The organism is Pseudomonas putida (assembly GCA_041071465.1).
GTDB lineage: Bacteria > Pseudomonadota > Gammaproteobacteria > Pseudomonadales > Pseudomonadaceae > Aquipseudomonas > Aquipseudomonas putida_P.
Genome location: CP163498.1, coordinates 409,445 through 432,049, shown reverse-complemented (window position 1 = coordinate 432,049; position 22,605 = coordinate 409,445). Strand labels below are relative to the sequence as shown.

Here is a 22,605-nt window from a genome sequence, read left to right as displayed (position 1 = left end):
ATGCTCAGAGGCAGTAGTAATAACCACGGCTACGCAATGCCACGATGCGTGGCCGGCCATCGGCATGCGGGCCGATCTTCTTGCGCAGGTTGCTGACATGCATGTCCAGGCTGCGGTCATACAGGGTCAATTTGCGGCCCAGGCCGATCTGCGCGAGTTCCTGTTTGTCCAGTGGCTCGCCGGGCTGGCGCAGCAGGGCTTCGAGGATGCGGCTTTCGGACAGGGTCAGGGTCATTTCGCGGCCATCGATACTGGCCACGCCACGTGCAGGGCTGTACACCAGGTCACCCAGCTCCACTTGACTGGTGGTGGCGGTGGGGTGGCTGCGGCGAAGTACCGCGCGCAGGCGAGCGGTGAGCTCACGCGGGTCGCAAGGTTTGGCCAGGTAGTCGTCGGCGCCCAGTTCCAGGCCGAGGATGCGGTCCAGCGGCTCGCCACGGGCTGACAGCATCAGTACCGGCAGCTCGGCATGCTCGCTGCGCAGCTGTTTGAGCAGCTCCAGGCCGCTGCCGTCGGGCAACATCACATCCAGCACCACGGCAGCAGGGGCATGCTCGGCCAGGGCCCGGCGTGCGCTCTGGCCATCGTGGCAGGCACGCACCGTGAACCCTTCCTGGGTCAGCCAGCTGCCGAGCAGCTCGCACAGTTCCTGGTCATCATCAATCAGTAACAGCTCGCTCATGACTCACTCAATTCAACCATTGACGGCGGCTATTCGGCCCGCCAGTGGCAAAGATACCGCAGACTGATGGCAACCGTATAACTGCCAATACCGCATCAGCTTCTTCGCGGGCTTGAGCGCAAAAAAGCTGTGCGGCTTCAGATCAAGGCAGTACTTGCTTGAACGGCTTGACCACTACCTTGTCGTAGACGCCTGCGGCAATGTACGGATCGGCATCGGCCCAGGCCTGCGCCGCCGCCAGCGATTCGAATTCGGCAACGATCAGGCTACCGCTGAACCCTGCTTCGCCCGGGTCGTTGCTGTCGATGGCCGGGTGTGGGCCGGCCAGCACCACGCGGCCTTCGGCCTTGAGCTGCTGCAGGCGTTCGATGTGCGCCGGGCGGGCAGCCAGGCGCTTTTCCAGGGAGTTTGCGACGTCGCTGGCGATAATGGCGTAGAGCATGTCAATCCTTGGGTTTGGAGGTAGAAGGGTCGTCGTGCAGGTGGCGCGACAGGTACACGCCTTGCGCCACCAGGAAGATCACGGTCATGCCCAGGCTGCCGAACACCTTGAAGTCCACCCAGAAGTCCTGGAAGGTGAAGGCGACGAACAGGTTGGCCGCGCCGCAGAACAGGAAGAAAGCGATCCACGCCAGGTTCAAGCGCGACCAGATGGCATCCGGCAGGGTCAGGGCATGGCCCATGATGCGCTTGATCAGCACCCGGTCGCCGATGAAGTGGCTGCCGGCAAAGCCCAGGGCGAACAACCAGTTCACCACGGGTGCTTTCCACTTGAGGAAGGTTTCGCTGTGGAAGGTCAGGGTCAGGCCGCCAAACACCAGGCAGGCGATCAGGGTTAGCCACTGGCCCTTTTCCAGCTTGCGCTGGCGCAGGAACAGCGCACCGTACACCACCAGCGAGCTGATGATCAGCATGGCCGTGGCGCTGTAGATACCGCCGAATTCGAAGCTGTGGCCGGCGACCTCCATGGGGCGCGGGTCGAGCTTGTAGACGATGAAGAACAGCAGCAGCGGGATGAAATCGATGAATTGTTTCACAATGGCAGCCAGAATCGGGATGTGACGGCATAATAACAAACATCGAATCCAGCGAAAGCGCTCCCCCATGAATGTTGATCTGCACTGTCACAGCACGGCCTCCGACGGCGCCCTGTCGCCTTCGGTACTGGTTGCCCGGGCCCATGAGCACGGGGTGCAAACGCTGGCACTGACTGACCATGACACCATCGAAGGCCTGCCTGAAGCGCGCCAGGCCTGCGTTGACCTGGGGATGCGCTGGGTCAGCGGGGTAGAGTTGTCCTGCACCTGGGGTGGTGCGACCATCCATGTGCTGGGCTATGACTTCCCACTCGACGCACCGCCGTTGCTGGCTGCGATCGAGGCATTGCACCGCGGCCGCTGGTTGCGCGCCGAAGAAATAGACAAACGGTTGGCGGGCAAAGGCATGCCCGGCACCCTTGAAGGTGCGCGCGCCGTGCAGCAAGAACTGGGTGACAGCGGCAACGCACCGGCGCGCCCGCATTTTGCCGAGCACCTGGTGCGTGCCGGGCACGTCAAGGACCGGGGCGAAGCGTTTCGCAAGTGGCTGGGCGCCGGTAAGCTGGGCGACGTCAAGCAGCACTGGCCGTCCCTTGACGAAACCGTTGCCACGCTAAGGCAGTCCAACGCTTGGGTAAGCCTGGCGCATCCCATGCATTACGATCTGACCCGCAGCAAGCGCAGACGGCTGATTGCCGACTATATTCAGGCAGGAGGGCAGGCGCTTGAGGTGGTCAATGGGATGATGCCTGCCGAGCAAGTGGGCACCATGTCCATCCTTACCCGTGAGTTCGGCCTGCTGGCAAGCGCTGGCAGTGACTTCCACGGCCCCGGCACCTGGGGCGAGATCGGTGCCTATCGGCCTTTGCCCGAGGACCTGCCACCTTTGTGGCGTCGATTCAGCCATGAACAGCCTTTGGCGCTATGAACAGGACGACTACGTGAGCCAATTTTTCCAGATTCATCCGGAGAACCCACAGGCGCGCTTGATAAAACAGGCCGTCGAGATCATCCGCAAGGGGGGGGTGGTGGTGTATCCGACGGATTCGGCCTATGCCCTGGGTTGCCAGATGGGCGACAAGAACGCCATCGAGCGGGTGCGGCGCCTGCGCGGGCTGGACAAGACGCACAACTTCACCCTGATGTGCTGCGACATGTCGCAACTGGGCTTGTACGCCAAGGTCGATACCGGCACTTTTCGCCTGCTCAAGGCGCATGTACCGGGGCCTTACACGTTCATTCTCAACGGCACGCGTGAAGTGCCGCGCCTGCTGTTGCACGACAAGCGCCGCACCATCGGGCTGCGTGTACCGAACCACGTCATTACCCTGGCCTTGCTGGCCGAGTTGGGCGAGCCACTGATGAGCGTGAGCCTGATCCTGCCGGGCGACAGCGAGCCGATGACCGACCCCTACGAGATCCGTGAGCGGCTGGAGCACCATGTCGACCTGGTGATCGACGGCGGCTTCGGCGATCTCAAGGCGTCGACCATCATCGACCTGTCCGGCGACGAACCGGAACTGATCCGCGAAGGTTGCGGCGACCCCACGCCGTTCCTGGTCAACGCGTGAGCCAGGTGGAAGCGCCCGAGGCACCGGCCGAACAGGCCGAGTTGCCTCGGCAACTGCAACTGGCTTTGGTCTACGGCGAAGCCCTGACCGAACTGCCGCTGGACCTGTACATCCCACCAGACGCCCTGGAAGTCATCCTCGAAGCCTTCGAAGGCCCGCTGGACCTGTTGCTGTACCTGATCCGCAAGCAGAACATCGACATCCTCGACATCCCCGTGGCCGAGATTACCCGGCAGTACATGGGCTACGTGGAATTGATGAAAAGCGTGCGCCTGGAACTGGCCGCCGAGTACCTGGTGATGGCCGCCATGCTCGCCGAGATCAAGTCGCGCATGCTGCTGCCGCGCTCTGCCGACGTCGAGGAGGAAGAGGGCGACCCGCGTGCCGAACTGATTCGCCGCCTGCAGGAGTACGAGCGTTTCAAGGCCGCGGCCGAGGGCATCGATGAACTGCCACGGGTGGGGCGCGATGTCGTGGTGCCGCGCCTGGAAGCACCGCAGGCCAAGGTGCGCAAGCTGTTGCCGCAGGTCAGCCTGGAAGAGTTGCTGATGTCCATGGCCGAGGTGATGCGACGCAACGACCTGTTTGAAAGCCATCAGATCAGCCGTGAGACGCTGTCCACCCGCGAGCGCATGAGCCAGGTACTGGAGCGCCTCAAGGGCGGTGCGTTCGTGCCATTCGTCGAGCTGTTCGCCGCCGAAGAGGGCAAGCTGGGGGTGGTGGTCACCTTCATGGCGGTGCTCGAACTGGTGAAGGAATCGCTGATCGAACTGGTGCAGAATGAACCCTTCGCCGCCATCCATGTGCGGCTTCGCCCGGCGCTTGTTGAAGAACCTGATGAATTTGAATGACCCCCGCGACCTGGCGTCGCTGATCGAAGCTTTTTTGCTGGCATCGGGCAAGCCGCAATCCCTGGAGCGCCTGTACGAGCTGCTCGATGAGGCCGAGCGTCCCGAGCCGCACGTGTTCAAGCAGGCCCTGGAGGTACTGGGCAAGTCGTGCAGCGGCCGTGCCTTCGAGCTCAAGGAAGTGGCCAGCGGTTACCGCCTGCAGATCCGCGAGGACTATGCGCCCTGGGTCGGGCGCCTGTGGGAAGAACGCCCGCAACGCTATTCGCGTGCGTTGCTCGAAACCTTGGCCTTGATCGCCTACCGCCAACCGATCACCCGTGGCGAGATTGAAGACGTGCGGGGTGTTGCAGTGAACAGCAACATCATCAAGACCATGATGGAGCGCGAGTGGATCCGCGTGGTGGGCTATCGGGAAGTACCGGGTCGGCCGGCGATGTTCGCCACCACCAAGGCGTTTCTCGACCATTTCAACCTCAAGAGCCTAGAGGAGCTGCCGGCTTTGGCCGAGTTGCGCGAAATGGAGCCCGAGCCGCTGCTCGACCCGGACGATGCGCCAGTGCCGGCGCACTTGCAGGCGTTGGCGGATGCCAGCCTGGGCGAGGAGGAAGAGGCTGGCGAGCCGAAGGAAGAGACCAGCTTCCGTAGCCTGTTGGTGGAGCTGGATGCCATGGAAGAGGGGCTGAAGACCGATTTTGATGACTTGCGCGAGGATGAGCCTGAGGCTTCCGCGGAAGAAGAGGGCAAGTTGCAGCCCTGACCTGCTGCTGCCTGTGACGGCCTCTTCGCGGGTAAACCCGCTCCCACAGGGATACCACAGGCCTTGAAAGTGATGCAGTACCTGTGGGGGCGGGTTTACCCGCGAAAGGGCCGGCACTGCCAATGCACCACCATTAGGCAGAAACCCCTGCCAAAGCCCATAAAACCCTCTACCCTCCAGTGCGTTATCCCCCTGAACCGCGTATGATGCGCGACCTTTTGGCGCGTTCGTCGCCAAGAACCTGTTTTCATTCCTACACCGGGAGGTGCCCAGATGAGTGAGCAAGACCTGCAAGATACCGAAATCACCCCTCCATCCGGCGAAAAGCTGCAGAAAGTGCTGGCGCGCATTGGCGTGGGCTCGCGCCGTGACGTCGAGGCCTGGATCAGCCAGGGCCGCATCAAGGTCAACGGCGTCGAGGCCACCCTCGGCCAGCGCGTCGACCTGCACGATGCCATTGCCGTTGACGGCAAGCTGATCAAGCGCGAGGAAGCCGCCGAGGCCACCCGCCGGGTGATCATGTACAACAAGCCCGATGGCGAAATCTGCACCCGTGACGACCCGGAAGGCCGCCCGACCGTGTTCGACCGCCTGCCACGGCCAAAAGAAGGCCGCTGGATCAACATCGGCCGCCTCGACATCAACACCACCGGGTTGCTGCTGTTCACCACCGACGGTGAGCTGGCCAACCGCCTGATGCACCCGTCCTACGAGATGGACCGTGAGTACGCGGTGCGTGTGCGTGGTGAAGTCGACGACGAGATGATCGAACGCCTGAAAGCCGGGGTGATGCTGGAAGACGGCCCGGCGAAGTTCACCGACATCCAGAAGGCACCGGGTGGCGAAGGCTTCAACCACTGGTACCACTGCGTGGTGATGGAAGGCCGTAACCGTGAAGTGCGTCGCCTGTGGGAATCCCAGGGCATGGTGGTCAGCCGCCTGAAGCGTGTGCGTTTCGGTCCGGTGTTCCTCAACTCCGACCTGCCGATGGGCCGCTGGCGTGAAATGACCCAGGGTGAAATCGACATCCTCGCCGCCGAAGTGGGCCTGCAGCCAGTCGCGCTGCCTGCCATGAAGCTCAAGGCCAAGGACAAGATGGAGCGCCTGCAGCGCAAGTCGACCCGCCCGCTGGGCCGTGGTGAGCGCGTGCGCAACCTGCGCCCGGCTCACGAAGGTGCAGCCACCGGCGAGCGCCCGGCGCGCCAACCGCGTGAAGAGGCCCCGCGTAAGAACACCCGTGGCAGCACGGTGGCCGAGCGTCCGAGCGAAATGCGCAAGCGTCCGGGCAAGCCGGAGGGTGACAAGCCGGCAGGCCGTGGCCGCGGCAAGCCGCGTGGCTGACAAGCCGGTGTGGTAAACAAGAAACCAGCCTTCGGGCTGGTTTTTTTATGTCTGTGGAAACCTGAGGCTGCGCAGCAGCCCCAAGATATTGAACAAAAAGAATTTTTCTGACGACTGGCAAGTTCTTGAACCGGCCTGTAAAGAAATTTTTACGAATGCAGCCGTTTTCAGTCTGCATTTCAGATCGCATCCGATCCTGTAAACAAACCTTGCCGGCGCCCGCAGGCCAAAGCAGCCGTAGCGGCACTGCTCGCCCTTGCCCAAACCCCCGTCCCCACGGTGTTATAGCCGCCATTGCCGTGTGCAAGAGCCCATCCACAGAGCCGGGCTGACAAAACAACAAATGGAGGCGCCATGTACGCCGATCACTCCGCCTTTCAAGGCCCACACCACAGGATCGCTGCGTTTTTTCCGGATGGAAGGACGCAACGCGTTGACGCCTGCGCGCTTGCAGGGGTATACAGTGCGCCGCGTTTTACCTGTGACCCTTTTGCGTACCGCGCACTCTTGATCACGCCTGGTTGACCCGCCCCGGCGGCACCTGAGGTCAAGAAACCCAAGGTAACCACCTTGCCCATTCCGCTGCGCCACGAGCGCGGTGGGTCCGATTCCGTCACAGATAAAAACAATGCAGGTGACTTCGTTCATGAGTGGACAAAACATGCATTCAGGCGAGCTAAAGCGGGGCCTGAAGAACCGCCATATCCAATTGATCGCCCTGGGTGGTGCGATTGGTACTGGCCTGTTCCTCGGCTCGGCAGGCGTGATGAAATCCGCCGGCCCGTCAATGATTCTTGGCTACGCCATTTGCGGCTTCATCGCCTTCATGATCATGCGCCAGCTTGGCGAAATGATCGTCGAAGAGCCGGTGGCCGGCTCGTTCAGCCATTTCGCCCATACCTACTGGGGTGGTTTCGCCGGCTTCCTGTCGGGCTGGAACTGCTGGGTGCTGTACATCCTGGTGGGCATGTCGGAGCTTTCGGCGGTCGGCAAGTATGTTCACTACTGGTGGCCGGAAATCCCTACCTGGGTCACGGCGGCGGCGTTCTTCGTGCTGATCAACGCCATCAACCTGATGAACGTGAAGTTCTTCGGTGAAGCTGAATTCTGGTTTGCCATCATCAAGGTGGTCGCCATCGTCAGCATGATCGGCCTGGGTGCCTACCTGCTCACCAGCGGCAGCGGCGGCCCGGACGCCACTGTCGCCAACCTGTGGTCCCATGGCGGCTTCTTCCCGAACGGTGTCAGCGGGCTGGTGATGGCCCTGGCGTTCATCATGTTCTCCTTTGGTGGCCTGGAAATGCTCGGCTTTACCGCCGCCGAGGCCGACAAGCCGAAGTCCGTGATCCCCAAAGCGATCAACCAGGTCATCTACCGCATCCTGATCTTCTATGTGGGTGCCTTGGTGGTGCTGCTGTCGCTGACCCCGTGGGACAACCTGGTCGCCAGCATCGATGCCTCGGGTGGCAGCTACGGCAGCAGCCCGTTCGTGCAGGTGTTCTCGCTGCTGGGCAGTGACGTGGCCGCCCACCTGTTGAACTTCGTGGTACTGACCGCTGCGCTGTCGGTGTACAACAGCGGCACCTACTGCAATGCCCGCATGCTGTTGGGCATGGCCGAGCAGGGCGATGCCCCGGCGTCGCTGGCCAAAGTCGACAAGCGTGGCGTGCCAGTGCGTTCGATCCTGGTGTCGGCTGCCTTTACCTTCGTCGCCGTGCTGCTCAACTACCTGATGCCTCAGAACGCCTTGGAGCTGCTGATGTCGCTGGTAGTGGCGACCCTGGTGATCAACTGGGCGATGATCAGCTATTCGCACCTGAAGTTCCGTCAGCACCTCGACCGTACCGGCCAGAAGCCGCTGTTCAAGGCGCTGTGGTACCCCTACGGCAACTACCTGGTACTGGCCTTCGTGGTGCTGATCCTTGGCATCATGCTGATGATCCCGGGTATTCAGGTGTCGGTGTATGCCATTCCGTTCTGGCTGTTCGGGATGTTTGTGATCTACATGGTCAAGCCGCGCCGCAAGCTCAATGCCGGTGGTGCTGCGGGTCACGTGGCCAAGTAACGTAGCTACGGCAGCATGCAGAAACCCCAAGTCTGGTGACCGGCTTGGGGTTTTTCGTTGCCTGTGCTTCAGATTTGCTCCAGCAACCAGCTCCTGAATGCCCGTAGCGAAGGCAAGGCCTCATTCCTGGGCGGGTAGATCAGGTAATAACTGCGCTGGCTGGCAAACGCCACCCCCGGGCTGTACAGCTCACCTTTGGCCAACTCTTCCTCCACCAGAATGCGCGGCACCAGCCCGATACCAATCCCGGCGCGCACCGCCTGGATCAGGTGCGAGGTCAGTTCGAAACTCGGGCCCAGGCGCATCGACCGGTGCGGCAGGCCATGGTGCGAAAACCACTCGCCCCAGGCGTGTGGGTTGTTGGCCACATTCAACAACACCTCTTCACTGATCCTTGTCGGGCTCCAGTTCTGGCTGGCCGCGCCAGCCTCGGGCGGCAGGATCACCACCAGTTCCTCGGCATGCAGGCGATGGCAGATCAGCCCCGGCAGGTCGTGGCTGGCCACGCCGATGGCAGCGTCGATTTCGCTGGTGTCGAAGTTGATGGCTTCGATGCGTGAATGAATGTGTACCAGCATGCCCGGATGGGCACTGTAGAACGCATGCAGCCTCGGCAATAGCCATTTCGAACCGAAGGTAGGCAGGGTGGCCAGGCGCAAGGTGCCCACCCCCGACTGGTAGGCCAGCGCCTGCAGGGTGGCGCTGCGGATGCGCCCCAGCGCCTCGCTGAGCTCACGCTGGTACAGGCGGCCGACATCGGTCAGCTGTACTTGGCGCCCCTCACGGCGGAACAAGGTCAGGCCCAGCTGCTGCTCCAGCGCCTGCACCTGGCGGCTGACCGCGCTCTGGGTCAGTGACAGTTCGGCAGCGGCGCGGGTGTAGCTTTCATGCCGGGCGGCGGCCTCGAAAGCCAGCAGCAACGACATGGATGGGGTCAGGTGGCGGTAATTCATTCATAAAAGTCATTGATAGCGGCAGGATTATCCATTTGCCCCTGAAGCGAAACTACAGGAACATTGGCCTATACGTCATCCCTGCATGCATCAACCCATGCCGGAGCGACAGGAATCCCGTGAATAAGCCAATATCAAGAGGCCATCCTTCGATGATCGCCCAGCTGTCGACCGTTGCACCGAGCGCCAATTACCCCGAATTCCTCGAAGCCCTGCGCAACAGCGGCTTCCGTGGCCAGATCAGTGCTGACTACGCTACCCGCACCGTGCTGGCCACCGACAACTCGATCTACCAGCGCTTGCCGCAAGCGGCGGTGTTTCCGCTGGATGCCGACGATGTGGCGCGGGTCGCCACGCTGATGGGCGAGCCGCGCTTCCAGCAGGTCAAGCTGACCCCGCGCGGCGGTGGCACTGGCACCAACGGGCAGTCGCTGACCGACGGTATCGTCGTCGACTTGTCGCGGCACATGAACAAGATCCTCGAAATCAACGTCGAGGAGCGTTGGGTACGGGTGCAGGCCGGTACGGTCAAGGACCAGCTCAATGCTGCGCTCAAGCCGCACGGGCTGTTCTTCGCCCCTGAGCTGTCCACCTCCAACCGCGCCACGGTTGGCGGCATGATCAACACCGACGCCAGTGGCCAGGGCAGTTGCACCTACGGCAAAACCCGCGATCACGTACTGGAGCTGCACAGCGTGCTGCTCGGTGGTGAGCGCCTGCACAGCCTGCCGATCGACGATGCCGCGCTGGAGCAAGCCTGTGCCGCGCCCGGCCGGGTCGGCGAGGTGTACCGCATGGCCCGGGACATTCAGCAAACCCAGGGCGAATTGATCGAAACCACCTTCCCCAAGCTCAACCGTTGCCTGACCGGCTACGACCTCGCGCACCTGCGCGACGAGCAGGGGCGCTTCAACCTCAACAGCGTGTTGTGTGGCGCCGAGGGCTCGCTGGGCTACGTGGTCGAAGCCAAGCTCAACGTATTGCCGATCCCCAAGTACGCGGTGCTGGTCAACGTACGCTACACCAGCTTCATGGACGCGCTGCGCGACGCTAATGCGCTGATGGCGCACAAGCCGCTGTCGATCGAGACGGTTGATTCCAAGGTGCTGATGCTGGCGATGAAAGACATCGTCTGGCACAGCGTTGCCGAGTACTTCCCGGCCGACCCCGAGCGCCCGACCCTGGGTATCAACCTGGTGGAGTTCTGTGGCGACGAGCCGGCTGAGGTCAACGCCAAGGTGCAGGCGTTCATCCAGCACCTGCAAAGCGATACCAGCGTCGAGCGCCTGGGCCACACCCTTGCCGAGGGGGCGGAGGCAGTCACTCGCGTGTACACCATGCGTAAACGTTCGGTAGGGCTGCTGGGCAACGTCGAAGGCGAGGTACGCCCGCAGCCGTTCGTTGAAGACACCGCCGTACCGCCGGAGCAGTTGGCCGACTACATCGCCGATTTCCGCGCGCTGCTCGATGGCTACGGCCTGGCCTACGGCATGTTCGGCCATGTCGATGCCGGCGTGCTGCACGTGCGCCCGGCACTGGACATGAAAGACCCGGCGCAGGCCGCATTGGTCAAGCCGATTTCCGACGCCGTTGCCGCTCTGACCAAAAGCTACGGCGGCCTGCTGTGGGGCGAGCACGGCAAGGGCCTGCGCTCGGAATACGTGCCGGAGTACTTCGGCGAGCTGTACCCGGCGCTGCAGCGTCTGAAGGGTGCGTTCGACCCGCACAACCAGCTCAATCCCGGCAAGATCTGCACCCCACTGGGCAGCTCAGAGGGCCTGACTCCGGTCGATGGCGTGACCCTGCGCGGCGACCTCGACCGTACCATCGACGAGCGCGTGTGGCAGGACTTCCCCAGTGCCGTGCACTGCAACGGCAACGGCGCCTGCTACAACTACGACCCCAACGACGCCATGTGCCCATCCTGGAAAGCTACCCGCGAACGCCAGCATTCGCCCAAGGGCCGCGCCTCGCTGATGCGCGAGTGGCTGCGCCTGCAGGGCGAGGCGAACATCGACGTGCTGGCGGCGGCGCGTAGCAAGGTGTCGTGGCTCAAGGGCCTGCCGGCGCGCCTGCGCAATAACCGCGCACGCAGCCAGGGCCAGGAAGACTTTTCCCATGAGGTATACGACGCCATGGCCGGCTGCCTGGCGTGCAAGTCGTGCGCCGGGCAGTGCCCGATCAAGGTCAACGTGCCGGACTTCCGCTCGCGCTTCCTCGAGCTGTATCACGGTCGCTACCAGCGCCCGCTGCGTGACTACCTGATTGGCTCGCTGGAGTTCACCATCCCGTACCTGGCCCATGCGCCGGGGCTGTACAACGCCGTGATGGGCTCGAAGTGGGTGAGCAAGCTGCTGGCCGACAAGGTGGGGATGGTCGACAGCCCGCTGATCAGCCGCTTCAACTTCCAGGCCACCCTGACCCGCTGCCGCGTTGGCGTGGCCACGGTGCCGACACTGCGCGAGCTGACCCCGGCCCAGCGCGAGCGCAGCATCGTGCTGGTGCAGGATGCCTTCACTCGCTACTTTGAAACGCCGCTGCTGTCGGCCTTCATCGACCTGGCCCATCGCCTGGGCCACCGGGTGTTCCTGGCGCCTTACAGCGCCAACGGCAAACCGCTGCACGTGCAGGGCTTCCTGGGTGCGTTTGCCAAGGCGGCGATCCGCAACGCCACCCAGCTCAAGGCCCTGGCCGAATGCGGGGTGCCGCTGGTAGGCCTGGACCCGGCGATGACCCTGGTGTATCGCCAGGAGTACCAGAAGGTGCCGGGCCTGGAAGGTTGCCCGCAGGTGCTGTTGCCGCAGGAGTGGCTGATGAATGTGCTGCCTGAGCAGGCGCCGACCGCACCGGGTAACTTCCGCTTGATGGCACACTGCACCGAGAAGACCAACGTGCCGGCCAGTACCAAGCAGTGGGAGCAGGTGTTTGCCCGTTTGGGGCTGAAGCTGGTGACCGAGGCCACGGGGTGCTGCGGCATGTCCGGCACTTATGGGCACGAAGCGCGCAATCAGGAAACCTCGCGGACCATCTTCGAGCAGAGCTGGGCGACCAAGCTGGACAAGGAAGGAGAGCCGCTGGCGACCGGTTATTCGTGCCGTAGTCAGGTCAAGCGCATGACCGAACGCAAGATGCGCCACCCGCTGGAAGTGGTGTTGCAGTACACCCAGCGTTAACCTTCAGGGCCTCGGGGGCGCAAAGCGCCCCCTGCTTTCAATGATCTCGATGCCGCCGCGCTTGTCTGTACAGATACAAGCTCAACACCAGCCCGCAAGCTGCGGCAGTCGCCGCAAACAGAAACATCGAAGCAAACCCGAACCCCGCCGCCACCGCGCCCACCAGTGGTCCGGTCACCCCCAGCGACAAATCGATGAACAGTGAATACGCCCAACCGCGGCCCCACGGTTGGCCGCCGACACCTGGTTCACTGCCTCCACGCCCAGCGCCGGGAACACCAGCGAGAAACCAAACCCGCTCAGTGCTGCACCCGCCAAGGCCATTTCGGCACTGGGGGCCAGCCACAGCATCAGCAGCCCGAGTGTTTCCACCGACAGGCAGGCGATTGCCACCCTGAAGCCGCCGATACGGTTTATCAGGTTGCCGAACAGCAGCCGCGCGCTGATGAAGCTGGCGCCGAACAGGCTCAGGGTCAACGCCGCATCGGACCAGCCTCGGCTGGCGTAGTACAGGGTGATGAAGGTGGCGATGGTGCCGAAGCCGATCGAGCCCAGGGCCAGGCCCGAACCATGCGGGAACACCTTGCCCAGCACCCGCAGGAATGGCAGGCGTACGCCGCTGACGATGGGGGCGGCCTGCTTGGGCCAGGCCAGCAGCAGGCCGATGATGCACAGCAGGATGATGCTCACACCCATGCTCCACAACCCCAGCCCCTTGACCATCAGCACGCCCAGTGGAGCGCCGATGGCCAGTGCGCCATAGCTGGCGATGCCGTTCCAGGAAATGACCTTGGCTGTGTTGGCGGCGCCTACCCGGCCGATACCCCAGCCGATCGCACCCGACCCCACCAAGCTTTCAGCGCTGCCCAGTACCAGGCGGCCGACCAGCAGGCAAGCCAGGCTCAGCCAGGGCAGGTGGGTGAGGAAGGCGCACGCCAGCATGAACACCCCGCTGAGGCCGCAGCCGGCAAGGCCGTACATCACGGCTTTCTTGCTGCCGTGGTTGTCGATGATGCGGCTGGCGGTAGGGCGGCTGAGCAGGGTGGCCAGGTATTGCACGCTGATTACCAGGCCAGCGACCACGGCGCTGAAGCCCAGGTCGTTATGCACATAGCCAGGTAGCACGGCCAGTGGAATGCCGATGTTCACGTAGCCGATGAAGGTGAAGAGAACGATGGAAACGACTTGCAGGGTGACCGCAAGGGGGCGCGGTGAGTCGGGCATGGGGGCCTACATGTGTTCAGGACGGTGTGAAAACGTGATGACGGGGGTGGCCCGCAGGTCAGCCGTTTTCACACAGTCGGGGATGCGCGGTTAGTCCTGGTCAGCGCTGGATTGATCGTCACCATCCTGCTCGACGGCAGTTGCCGGTTCGGCGTGAACGGTCACGGTTGGCTCTTCTGGGTTCAGGCTTGGGAAGGGAAGATTCGGGATCTCATGCATCTCGTCGTTCCTCGCAAGTGTGAGTGAAAAGTCTGCGCCAGGCGCGTTTGGAGCTTCGCAAAGCTGGGCAGGATACACAAGTCTGGATGACAGTTTGGATTTTTTCCCGTTCGTTTGTCGGTTTTGCGGGCGAACAGCGCACATTTCTCTCATGAAAAAAGGGGCCTTTCGGCCCCTTCAGTCAGTGATTACTTACGGCCTTCAGCCGTTTCCGCCACCTTGTCAGTGCGTGCACACATGATGAAGTCGTTGCGGTGCAGGCCTTTGATCGAGTGGCTCCACCAGGTCACGGTAACCTTGCCCCACTCGGTCAGCAGCCCTGGGTGGTGGCCTTCGGCTTCGGCGATTTCGCCACGGCATTGGTGAATGCCAGGGCGTGCTTGAAGTTCTTGAACAGGAATACGCGCTCCAGCTCCATATGGCCGTCGCGTACTTCGATATTCCAGTCCGGGATTTCGCGAATCAGCTCTGCCAGCTCTTCGTCGGTGACTTTCGGCGCATCGGCGCGGCAGGCTTCGCAATGGGCTTGGTTCAAGGCATTCATGAGGTGTTTTCCGGTTCGAGTTGTTATCGGCAAGGTCGCTCAGGCAGCGACCTTGGGTGGAAATTTCGGTGCGTGCAGGCCCAGCTTCATGGCTTCGTGGACCATGCCCATGATGTCTTCATGGGCAAGGTCGAACAGGCGCTTCATGTTCGGCAGCACGAAATACAGCGGCTGCAGGATGTCGATGCGGTACGGCGTACGCATGGCCTCGATCGGGTCGAAGGCCTGGTGCTCGGGCTCGCCAGACAGACTGTAGACGGTCTCTTTAGGCGACGAGAGGATGCCGCCGCCATAGATCTTGCGGCCCTGCGGGGTTTCCATCAGGCCAAACTCGATGGTCATCCAGTACAGGCGCGCCAGGTACACGCGTTGTTCCTTGGTCGCAGCCAGGCCGAGCTTGCCGTAGGTGTGAGTGAATTCGGCGAACCAGGGGTTGGTCAGCAGCGGGCAGTGGCCGAAGATCTCGTGGAAGATATCGGGCTCTTGCAGGTAGTCCAGCTCTTCCGGGGTGCGGATGAACGTGGCGACCGGGAAGCGCTTGCTGGCCAGCAGCTCGAAGAAGGTTTGGAAGGGGATCAGCGCCGGCACCCGGGCAACCTGCCAACCGGTGGTGGCGCCCAGCACCTTGTTGACCTCGCCCAACTGCGGAATGCGGTCATGGGGCAGCTTGAGCTGGTCGATGCCGTCCAGGTATTCCTGGCATGCGCGGCCTTCGATCACTTTCAGCTGGCGGGTGATCAAGGTGTTCCACACCGCATGCTCTTGCTGCGGGTAATCGATAAAACCATGCGCATCGGGCTCGCGTGCCACGTATTGCGTCTGTTTCATGAGGCTCTCCTGGTGAGGGCTTTTCTTGTTATGTGCAGGACATACCCAAGAAATATCCCTTCACCGGCGATTTTGCACGGGGGCTGACCGCTGTCGCGAAGCGTCGCAAACGGGTTTTTCGTAACGATAATTTTACAAAGTTGCGCGGGTGTCGGAAAATCCGAGGCATCTGGCTGATGTTTGCGCAGTTTTTGTCAGCTTATCTTTACGACTTTTCCGCGCGGTGTTGAAAAACATTGGCGCTTCGAGAGCCCTCATGCGTATCAAAGTGCATTGCCAGAACCGCATTGGCATCCTGCGCGACATCCTCAACCTGCTGGTCGAGTACGGCATCAACGTACTGCGTGGCGAGGTGGGCGGTGACCATGGCAACGCCATCTACCTGCACTGCCCGAACCTGATCAATCTGCAGTTCCAAGCCTTGCGACCGAAGTTCGAGGCCATAGCCGGGGTATTTGGCGTGAAGCGCGTGGGCCTGATGCCCAGTGAGCGCCGGCACATGGAGCTGAATGCGCTGCTCGGGGCGCTGGATTTCCCGGTGCTATCGATCGACATGGGCGGCAGCATCGTTGCCGCCAACCGTTCCGCCGCACAGTTGCTAGGGGTGCGGGTAGACGAAGTGCCGGGCATGCCGCTGGCGCGCTATGTAGAAGACTTCGACCTGCCGGAGCTGGTAAGGGCCAACAAGTCACGCATCAATGGCCTGCGTATCAAGGTCAAGGGTGATGTGTTCCTGGCCGATATCGCACCGCTGCAGTCCGAGCACGACGAGAGCGAGGCGCTGGCTGGCGCGGTACTTACCCTGCATCGGGCGGATCGCATCGGCGAGCGTATCTACAATGTGCGCAAGCAGGAGCTACGCGGTTTCGACAGCATCTTCCAGAGCTCACGGGTGATGGCTGCGGTGGTGCGTGAAGCGCGGCGCATGGCGCCGCTGGATGCGCCGTTGCTGATCGAGGGCGAAACCGGTACTGGCAAGGAGCTGCTGGCGCGCGCCTGCCATCTGGCCAGCCCGCGTGGGCAGTCGCCGCTGATGGCGCTCAACTGCGCCGGGTTGCCCGAGTCGATGGCCGAGACAGAGCTGTTCGGTTACGGCCCTGGAGCATTCGAAGGAGCGCGGGCCGAAGGCAAGCTTGGGCTGCTGGAGCTGACCGCAGGTGGCACGCTGTTCCTTGATGGGGTAGGGGAGATGAGCCCGCGCTTGCAGGTGAAGCTGCTGCGCTTTCTGCAGGACGGCTGCTTTCGCCGGGTCGGTAGCGATGAAGAGGTGTACCTGGATGTGCGGGTGATTTGCGCGACCCAAGTGGATTTGTCCGAACTGTGCGCCCGTGGCGAGTTTCGCCAGGACCTTTATCACCGCCTTAACGTATTGTCGCTGCACATTCCGCCTTTGCGTGAATGCATGGATGGGCTGGAGGGGCTGGTGCAGCACTTTCTCGATCAGGCCAGCCGACAGATCGGCTGCGCCATGCCGCGCCTGGCGCCGGCGGCAATGGAAAAACTTGGGCAATACCATTGGCCGGGCAATGTAAGGCAATTGGAAAACGTATTGTTCCAAGCGGTTTCTTTATGCGAAGGCGGCGTGGTCAAAAGCGAGCATATACGCCTGCCGGATTATGGCGTGCGGCAGCCGTTGGGCGAGTTTTCATTGGAAGGGGATCTTTCGCAGATTGTCGGGCGCTTTGAGAAAGCGGTACTGGAAAGTTTGATGGTGGAATTTTCGAGTAGTCGGGCGTTAGGGAAAAGATTGGGTGTTTCGCACACGACAATTGCCAACAAGTTGAGAGATTACGCGCTTAACAAGTCGACGGATTAGTTATTGGCCAAAGAACCTGGGACTGCTTCGCAGTCCTTTCGCGACACAAGGCCGCTCCCACAGGTAATGTGCTGCTCTTCGGTAGAGCACAATACCTGTGGGAGCGGCCTTGTGCCGCGAAAGGGGCCCGCAGGGCCCCTGATTCGGAAGGTATCAGCCGTTAGAGCAGCCGTTCCCCATCACGCGGTATTCGAGAATGTGCTTCTGGCCCTTGGAGTCCTCGTAGGTCATACGGGCTGGCACGACTTCGCACACATTGGGCACTTCGCTCATGGAGATGACACGGGCAATGTCCAGGTGTTGCGAGTAACTGTACTGTTCAACCGGAATCTGCTCGGCATCTTTAGCTTCGCCGGCCATCGCCGCGCCGCAAAGACTGCCAAGTACCAATACCAGTAAAGCTTTCATTTTCTATTTACCTGTCTAAGGTCGTGAGGGGGCACGCGGCGCTTATGGCGCCGCGAGTACTGCTAGTTTTAACTATCGGGATGAGATGGAGATCAACGCTTGCCTTCGTGGGGGCTGTTACCAGTTGTTAATCGCCTTGCCGTTGCTGGCGAGGTGAATTTTATGGCTGTGGCCAAAGCTGAAACAGTGGGTCTTTTGATAAAGTGTTTTGACAGAATCTGTAACAATCCTGTGGCAAAGCCCCTCTTTTCCTCTCTGCCTGGGCTGTAATGCCCGCGCCAGAGCGCTCTGCCGGAACGGGCGTACCAAATTACTACCAACGTCGAATGGCTTTTGTCGCTCTGGTACAGTTACAAACGGTTCCATACAAAAACAACTATTACACCGAGGTAACACAGATGAGTGCGGCTCCACTGTATCCCGTTCGTCCCGAGGTTGCGGCCACTACCCTGACCGACGAGGCCACCTACAAGGCCATGTACCAGCAGTCGGTGATCAACCCGGACGGCTTCTGGCGCGAGCAGGCCCAGCGCATCGACTGGATCAAGCCGTTCACCAAGGTCAAGCAGACCTCCTTCGACGACCACCATGTCGATATCAAATGGTTCGCCGACGGCACTCTGAACGTTTCCTCCAACTGCCTGGACCGCCACCTTGAAGAGCGCGGCGACCAGTTGGCCATCATCTGGGAAGGCGACGACCCTTCCGAACACCGCAACATCACCTACCGCGAACTGCACGAGCAGGTCTGCAAGTTCGCCAACGCCCTGCGCGGCCAGGACGTGCACCGGGGTGACGTAGTCACCATCTATATGCCAATGATCCCCGAGGCTGTGGTTGCCATGCTGGCCTGTGCCCGTATCGGTGCGATTCATTCGGTGGTGTTTGGCGGTTTCTCGCCCGAGGCGCTGGCCGGCCGTATCATCGACTGCAAGTCCAAGGTGGTGATCACCGCCGATGAAGGCGTGCGTGGCGGCCGTCGTACCCCACTCAAGGCCAACGTCGACCTGGCACTGACCAACCCTGAAACCAGCAGTGTGCAGAAAATCATCGTGTGCAAGCGCACCGGTGGCGACATTGCCTGGCACCAACACCGCGACATCTGGTACGAAGACCTGATGAAAGTGGCTTCCAGCCACTGCGCGCCGAAAGAGATGGGTGCCGAAGAAGCGCTGTTCATCCTTTATACCTCCGGCTCCACCGGCAAGCCGAAGGGCGTGCTGCACACCACCGGCGGTTACCTCGTGTACGCGGCACTGACCCATGAGCGCGTTTTCGACTACCGCCCGGGCGAGGTGTACTGGTGCACCGCCGACGTCGGTTGGGTCACCGGCCACAGCTACATCGTCTACGGCCCGCTGGCCAACGGCGCCACTACCTTGCTGTTCGAGGGCGTGCCTAACTACCCGGACATCACCCGCGTGTCGAAGATCGTCGACAAACACAAGGTCAACATCCTCTACACCGCGCCAACTGCCATCCGCGCCATGATGGCCGAAGGGCAAGCGGCTGTAGAGGGAGCAGACGGCTCCAGCCTGCGCCTTCTGGGTTCGGTGGGTGAGCCGATCAACCCAGAAGCCTGGAACTGGTACTACAAGACCGTAGGCAAGGAGCGTTGCCCGATCGTCGACACCTGGTGGCAGACTGAAACCGGTGGCATCCTGATCAGCCCGCTGCCTGGCGCCACGGGCTTGAAACCCGGGTCGGCAACCCGTCCGTTCTTTGGCGTGGTGCCGGCATTGGTTGATAACCTGGGCAACCTGATCGAAGGTGCCACCGAAGGTAACCTGGTTATCCTGGACTCCTGGCCGGGCCAGTCGCGTTCGCTGTACGGCGACCACGACCGCTTCGTCGACACCTACTTCAAGACCTTCCGTGGCATGTACTTCACCGGCGACGGTGCGCGCCGTGACGAGGATGGCTACTACTGGATCACCGGCCGTGTGGACGACGTGCTCAACGTCTCCGGCCACCGCATGGGCACTGCCGAGATCGAAAGTGCCATGGTCGCGCATGCGAAGGTTGCCGAGGCCGCAGTGGTTGGCGTGCCGCACGACATCAAGGGGCAGGGCATCTATGTCTATGTCACCCTCAATGCCGGTATCGAGGCCAGCGAGCAATTGCGTCTGGAGCTGAAGAACTGGGTGCGCAAGGAAATCGGCCCGATCGCTTCGCCGGATGTGATCCAGTGGGCGCCTGGGTTGCCGAAGACTCGCTCGGGCAAGATCATGCGCCGTATCCTGCGCAAGATCGCCACCGGTGAGTACGATGCCTTGGGCGATATTTCGACCCTGGCCGACCCTGGCGTAGTGCAGCACCTGATCGATACTCACAAGGCGATGAACCTGGCTTCGGCCTGATATCAAGGCAGAGCGCGGGCCGCTCCTACAGGGGGTGTGCAGGCATCAGAGAACCCCGCCCGGGCAACCGGCGGGGTTTTTGCTTTACTGTTACCCGACATTCATCGGTAACTCTTCTGTCACCGTTTCCGCACAGGTTCGGGCGCCAGGAAACAAATCCGGGCCATTTCGGTGCATTCCAGTAGCCATTTTGTGCAACACAGCACGCTACACTTGCCGTAGTACAAGGCTTTGCCAATAATAGGCCCAGGAATTGCTAGGTCTAAAGGTTCTATTTCTTGCGCTTTTGCATAATTTGCAATGGCTGTCAACATCGCCCGCAGCGGTTTCAGGCGCTTCTGTAAGTAGTTGTCGCTTTGAAGAAATATCGACTACCGGGCTGTCGTTAAAATGCCACTCACTCGCTCGTGGTATGCGGCCTTGGTCGAACCCTGCGCGGCTCGCGTTGTACTCATTCGCATATCGGGCAGCCGTTACCTGCCTTGTATTGCCCCGTACCGATGGAGTTACCTGATGAAGAAGCTCGCACTGCTTGGCGCCCTGGCGCTGTCTGTGTTTTCCCTGGTGTCGCAGGCCGATGAAAAACCGCTGAAAATCGGCATCGAAGCCGCCTACCCACCCTTCGCCTTCAAGCAACCTGACGGCAGCATCGCAGGTTTTGACTACGACATCGGCAACGCCCTGTGCGAAGAGATGAAAGCCAAGTGCACCTGGGTCGAGCAGGAGTTCGACGGCCTGATCCCGGCGCTGAAAGTACGCAAGATCGACGCCATCCTGTCGTCCATGTCGATCACCGATGACCGCAAGAAATCGGTTGACTTCACCAAGCGCTACTACCTGACCCCGGCGCGCCTGGTCATGAAGGACGGCACCACTGTCAGCGACAGCCTGGATGAACTCAAAGGCAAGAAGATTGGCGTGCAACGCGGCTCGATCCACGATCGCTTCGCCAAGGAAGTGCTGGGCGCCAAAGGTGCCACCGTCGTGCCTTACGGCACCCAGAACGAAATCTACCTCGATGTGGCGGCTGGTCGTCTCGACGGTACCGTGGCCGATGCCACCCTGCTGGAAGACGGTTTCCTCAAGACCGACGCCGGCAAGGGCTTCGCCTTCGTAGGCCCGGCCTTCACCGACGCCAAGTACTTTGGTGACGGCATCGGCATCGCCGTGCGCAAGGGCGACAAGGCCAACGTCGATCGTATCAACGCGGCGATCGACGCCATCCGTGCAAACGGCAAGTACAAAGAAATCGAGAAGAAGTACTTCAACTTCGACATCTACGGTCCAGACTCGAACTAAGACGTCGGGTTTCACCTGTGCAATGGTGCAAACAGCAGAGGCTCTGAGGTTTGCACCATTTTTCATTCTCTAGGTCGAGGACCTCATCATGTTGAAAGGCTACGGGGCAGTCATCCTCGACGGGGCGTGGCTGACGCTGCAGCTCGCCCTGTCGTCGATGGCCCTGGCCATCGTGCTCGGCCTGATCGGCGTAGCGCTGCGCTTGTCGCCGGTGCGCTGGCTGGCCTGGCTGGGCGATCTGTATTCCACGGTGATCCGTGGCATTCCGGACCTGGTCCTGATCCTGCTGATCTTCTACGGCGGGCAAGACATCATCAACCGGGTGGCGCCGCTGCTCGGCTACGAAGACTACATCGACCTGAACCCGCTGATTGCAGGTATCGGTACGCTGGGCTTCATCTTTGGCGCCTATCTGTCGGAAACATTCCGCGGCGCGTTCCTGGGTATTCCCAAGGGCCAGGCCGAAGCGGGCGTGGCCTATGGCATGAGCAATCGTCAGGTATTTTTCCGCATCCAGGTGCCGCAAATGATTCGCCTGGCGATCCCTGGCTTCACCAACAATTGGCTGGTACTGACCAAGGCTACCGCGCTGATCTCGGTGGTCGGTTTGCAGGACATGATGTTCAAGGCCAAGCAGGCGGCGGATGCCACCCGCGAGCCGTTCACCTTCTTCCTGGCGGTGGCGGCCCTGTACCTGGTGCTGACCAGTGTCTCGCTGCTGGCCCTGAAGTATCTGGAGCGCCGCTACTCGGTAGGCGTCAAGGTGGCTGAACTATGATCTTTGACTACAACGTGGTCTGGGAGGCATTGCCGCTGTATTTCGGCGGGCTGCTGACCACCCTCAAGCTGCTGGCGATCTCGCTGTTCTTCGGCCTGCTGGCGGCTATTCCACTGGGCCTGATGCGGGTATCCAAACAGCCTGTGGTCAACCTGGCTGCATGGCTGTACACCTACGTGATCCGCGGCACGCCGATGCTGGTGCAGTTGTTCCTGATCTATTACGGCCTGGCTCAGTTCGAGGCCGTGCGCGAAAGTATTTTCTGGCCGTTGCTGTCCAGTGCCACCTTCTGCGCCTGCCTGGCGTTCGGCATCAATACCAGTGCCTACACCGCCGAAATCATCGCCGGTAGCCTCAAGGCCACGCCGCACGGCGAGATCGAGGCGGCCAAGGCCATGGGCATGTCGCGCATGAAGATGTACCGCCGCATCCTGCTGCCGTCCGCCCTGCGCCGGGCGCTGCCGCAGTACAGCAACGAAGTGATCATGATGCTGCAGACCACCAGCCTGGCGTCGATCGTTACCCTGATCGACATCACCGGTGCCGCACGCACGGTCAATGCCCAGTACTACCTGCCTTTCGAGGCCTATATCACGGCGGGCGTGTTCTACCTGTGCCTGACCTTCATCCTGGTGCGCCTGTTCAAGATGGCCGAACGCCGCTGGCTCGGCTACCTGGCGCCGCGCAAGCACTGACCGC

The 22,605-nt window shown here is 61.5% G+C and carries 19 protein-coding genes and 2 pseudogenes; 12 read left to right on the top strand and 9 right to left on the bottom strand.

The genetic code is table 11. The annotated features are described in order from the left end of the window. Positions 1 to 4 precede the first annotated feature (4 nt). From AB5975_01975 to AB5975_01965, 3 genes are all read right to left on the bottom strand, one after another. The gene (locus tag AB5975_01975; GenBank protein XDR20744.1) at positions 5 to 682 is read right to left on the bottom strand and encodes a response regulator transcription factor; all 678 of its coding nucleotides are present in this window, start codon (positions 680 to 682) and stop codon (positions 5 to 7) included. Positions 683 to 824: 142 nt separating this feature from the next. Further along, positions 825 to 1,124 (bottom strand): YciI family protein, encoded by a 300-nt coding sequence (locus AB5975_01970; GenBank protein XDR20743.1) that lies wholly within the window; start codon positions 1,122 to 1,124, stop codon positions 825 to 827. A 1-nt stretch (position 1,125) separates the two neighbouring features. Beyond that, positions 1,126 to 1,719: a septation protein A gene (locus AB5975_01965; protein XDR20742.1), complete on the bottom strand. Its 594-nt coding sequence runs from the start codon at positions 1,717 to 1,719 to the stop codon at positions 1,126 to 1,128. A gap of 67 nt (positions 1,720 to 1,786) precedes the next feature. On the opposite strand from AB5975_01965, the gene AB5975_01960 reads away from it, so the two are divergent. The 6 genes from AB5975_01960 (at position 1,787) to AB5975_01935 (ending at position 8,304) form a co-directional block, all read left to right on the top strand. Then, a complete protein-coding gene (locus AB5975_01960) occupies positions 1,787 to 2,647 on the top strand; it encodes a PHP domain-containing protein (protein XDR20741.1) in 861 nt (286 codons plus the stop codon). Positions 2,648 to 2,660: 13 nt separating this feature from the next. Then, a complete protein-coding gene (locus AB5975_01955) occupies positions 2,661 to 3,290 on the top strand; it encodes an L-threonylcarbamoyladenylate synthase (protein ID XDR22898.1) in 630 nt (209 codons plus the stop codon). A gap of 125 nt (positions 3,291 to 3,415) precedes the next feature. Beyond that, the gene (locus AB5975_01950) at positions 3,416 to 4,141 is read left to right on the top strand and encodes a ScpA family protein (GenBank protein XDR22897.1); all 726 of its coding nucleotides are present in this window, start codon (positions 3,416 to 3,418) and stop codon (positions 4,139 to 4,141) included. Further along, the gene (scpB, locus tag AB5975_01945; GenBank protein ID XDR20740.1) at positions 4,128 to 4,898 is read left to right on the top strand and encodes an SMC-Scp complex subunit ScpB; all 771 of its coding nucleotides are present in this window, start codon (positions 4,128 to 4,130) and stop codon (positions 4,896 to 4,898) included. The genes AB5975_01950 and scpB overlap by 14 nt, the downstream gene beginning before the upstream one ends. 273 nt (positions 4,899 to 5,171) lie before the next feature. Further along, positions 5,172 to 6,239: a 23S rRNA pseudouridine(2605) synthase RluB gene (gene rluB / locus AB5975_01940; protein ID XDR20739.1), complete on the top strand. Its 1,068-nt coding sequence runs from the start codon at positions 5,172 to 5,174 to the stop codon at positions 6,237 to 6,239. Positions 6,240 to 6,885: 646 nt separating this feature from the next. Then, positions 6,886 to 8,304 (top strand): amino acid permease, encoded by a 1,419-nt coding sequence (locus AB5975_01935; GenBank protein ID XDR20738.1) that lies wholly within the window; start codon positions 6,886 to 6,888, stop codon positions 8,302 to 8,304. A 68-nt stretch (positions 8,305 to 8,372) separates the two neighbouring features. On the opposite strand, the gene AB5975_01930 is transcribed toward AB5975_01935, so the two are convergent. Next, positions 8,373 to 9,257, bottom strand: a complete 885-nt coding sequence (locus tag AB5975_01930; GenBank protein ID XDR20737.1) for a LysR substrate-binding domain-containing protein — start codon at positions 9,255 to 9,257, stop codon at positions 8,373 to 8,375. Positions 9,258 to 9,409: 152 nt separating this feature from the next. On the opposite strand from AB5975_01930, the gene AB5975_01925 reads away from it, so the two are divergent. After that, a complete protein-coding gene (locus AB5975_01925) occupies positions 9,410 to 12,430 on the top strand; it encodes an FAD-binding and (Fe-S)-binding domain-containing protein (GenBank protein ID XDR20736.1) in 3,021 nt (1,006 codons plus the stop codon). 37 nt (positions 12,431 to 12,467) lie between these two features. Here the strand turns inward: AB5975_01925 and AB5975_01920 are convergent. The 4 genes and pseudogenes from AB5975_01920 to phhA all read right to left on the bottom strand — a co-directional run bounded on the left by AB5975_01920 (position 12,468) and on the right by phhA (position 15,245). Next, a pseudogene (locus AB5975_01920) lies at positions 12,468 to 13,654 on the bottom strand (MFS transporter). Between the two features lie 90 nt (positions 13,655 to 13,744). Beyond that, a complete protein-coding gene (locus AB5975_01915) occupies positions 13,745 to 13,873 on the bottom strand; it encodes a hypothetical protein (protein ID XDR20735.1) in 129 nt (42 codons plus the stop codon). A gap of 188 nt (positions 13,874 to 14,061) precedes the next feature. Then, positions 14,062 to 14,417 (bottom strand): annotated as a pseudogene (locus tag AB5975_01910) (4a-hydroxytetrahydrobiopterin dehydratase). A gap of 39 nt (positions 14,418 to 14,456) precedes the next feature. Then, positions 14,457 to 15,245, bottom strand: a complete 789-nt coding sequence (gene phhA, locus AB5975_01905; protein XDR20734.1) for a phenylalanine 4-monooxygenase — start codon at positions 15,243 to 15,245, stop codon at positions 14,457 to 14,459. Positions 15,246 to 15,501: 256 nt separating this feature from the next. On the opposite strand from phhA, the gene AB5975_01900 reads away from it, so the two are divergent. Next, on the top strand, positions 15,502 to 17,061 hold the full coding sequence (locus tag AB5975_01900; protein XDR20733.1) for a sigma-54-dependent transcriptional regulator: 1,560 nt from the start codon (positions 15,502 to 15,504) through the stop codon (positions 17,059 to 17,061). A gap of 153 nt (positions 17,062 to 17,214) precedes the next feature. On the opposite strand, the gene AB5975_01895 is transcribed toward AB5975_01900, so the two are convergent. Beyond that, the gene (locus tag AB5975_01895) at positions 17,215 to 17,469 is read right to left on the bottom strand and encodes a DUF2790 domain-containing protein (protein XDR20732.1); all 255 of its coding nucleotides are present in this window, start codon (positions 17,467 to 17,469) and stop codon (positions 17,215 to 17,217) included. Positions 17,470 to 17,867: 398 nt separating this feature from the next. Here AB5975_01895 and acs point away from each other — a divergent pair, with 398 nt between their 5' ends. The 4 genes from acs (at position 17,868) to AB5975_01875 (ending at position 22,601) form a co-directional block, all read left to right on the top strand. Next, positions 17,868 to 19,829 carry an acetate--CoA ligase gene (gene acs / locus AB5975_01890; protein ID XDR20731.1) on the top strand — a complete coding sequence of 654 codons (1,962 nt, stop codon included), beginning with the start codon at positions 17,868 to 17,870 and terminating at the stop codon, positions 19,827 to 19,829. A gap of 513 nt (positions 19,830 to 20,342) precedes the next feature. Then, the gene (locus AB5975_01885; protein ID XDR20730.1) at positions 20,343 to 21,128 is read left to right on the top strand and encodes an ABC transporter substrate-binding protein; all 786 of its coding nucleotides are present in this window, start codon (positions 20,343 to 20,345) and stop codon (positions 21,126 to 21,128) included. An 88-nt stretch (positions 21,129 to 21,216) separates the two neighbouring features. Beyond that, a complete protein-coding gene (locus AB5975_01880; GenBank protein XDR20729.1) occupies positions 21,217 to 21,906 on the top strand; it encodes an ABC transporter permease in 690 nt (229 codons plus the stop codon). Beyond that, a complete protein-coding gene (locus AB5975_01875) occupies positions 21,903 to 22,601 on the top strand; it encodes an ABC transporter permease (GenBank protein XDR20728.1) in 699 nt (232 codons plus the stop codon). Before AB5975_01880 ends, AB5975_01875 begins: the two co-directional genes overlap by 4 nt. Positions 22,602 to 22,605: the final 4 nt, after the last annotated feature.

Bases quoted from the DNA above. Each gene is read 5' to 3' on its own strand.
- AB5975_01935 (XDR20738.1), top strand. From the start codon at position 6,886: ATGAGTGGACAAAACATGCATTCAGGCGAGCTAAAGCGGGGCCTGAAG.
- AB5975_01930 (XDR20737.1), bottom strand. From the start codon at position 9,257: ATGAATTACCGCCACCTGACCCCATCCATGTCGTTGCTGCTGGCTTTC.
- AB5975_01915 (XDR20735.1), bottom strand. From the start codon at position 13,873: ATGCATGAGATCCCGAATCTTCCCTTCCCAAGCCTGAACCCAGAAGAG.
- AB5975_01875 (XDR20728.1), top strand. From the start codon at position 21,903: ATGATCTTTGACTACAACGTGGTCTGGGAGGCATTGCCGCTGTATTTC.
- AB5975_01960 (XDR20741.1), top strand. From the start codon at position 1,787: ATGAATGTTGATCTGCACTGTCACAGCACGGCCTCCGACGGCGCCCTG.
- AB5975_01900 (XDR20733.1), top strand. From the start codon at position 15,502: ATGCGTATCAAAGTGCATTGCCAGAACCGCATTGGCATCCTGCGCGAC.
- acs (XDR20731.1), top strand. From the start codon at position 17,868: ATGAGTGCGGCTCCACTGTATCCCGTTCGTCCCGAGGTTGCGGCCACT.
- AB5975_01885 (XDR20730.1), top strand. From the start codon at position 20,343: ATGAAGAAGCTCGCACTGCTTGGCGCCCTGGCGCTGTCTGTGTTTTCC.
- AB5975_01925 (XDR20736.1), top strand. From the start codon at position 9,410: ATGATCGCCCAGCTGTCGACCGTTGCACCGAGCGCCAATTACCCCGAA.
- scpB (XDR20740.1), top strand. From the start codon at position 4,128: ATGAATTTGAATGACCCCCGCGACCTGGCGTCGCTGATCGAAGCTTTT.
- AB5975_01970 (XDR20743.1), bottom strand. From the start codon at position 1,124: ATGCTCTACGCCATTATCGCCAGCGACGTCGCAAACTCCCTGGAAAAG.
- AB5975_01895 (XDR20732.1), bottom strand. From the start codon at position 17,469: ATGAAAGCTTTACTGGTATTGGTACTTGGCAGTCTTTGCGGCGCGGCG.
- AB5975_01880 (XDR20729.1), top strand. From the start codon at position 21,217: ATGTTGAAAGGCTACGGGGCAGTCATCCTCGACGGGGCGTGGCTGACG.
- phhA (XDR20734.1), bottom strand. From the start codon at position 15,245: ATGAAACAGACGCAATACGTGGCACGCGAGCCCGATGCGCATGGTTTT.
- AB5975_01975 (XDR20744.1), bottom strand. From the start codon at position 682: ATGAGCGAGCTGTTACTGATTGATGATGACCAGGAACTGTGCGAGCTG.
- rluB (XDR20739.1), top strand. From the start codon at position 5,172: ATGAGTGAGCAAGACCTGCAAGATACCGAAATCACCCCTCCATCCGGC.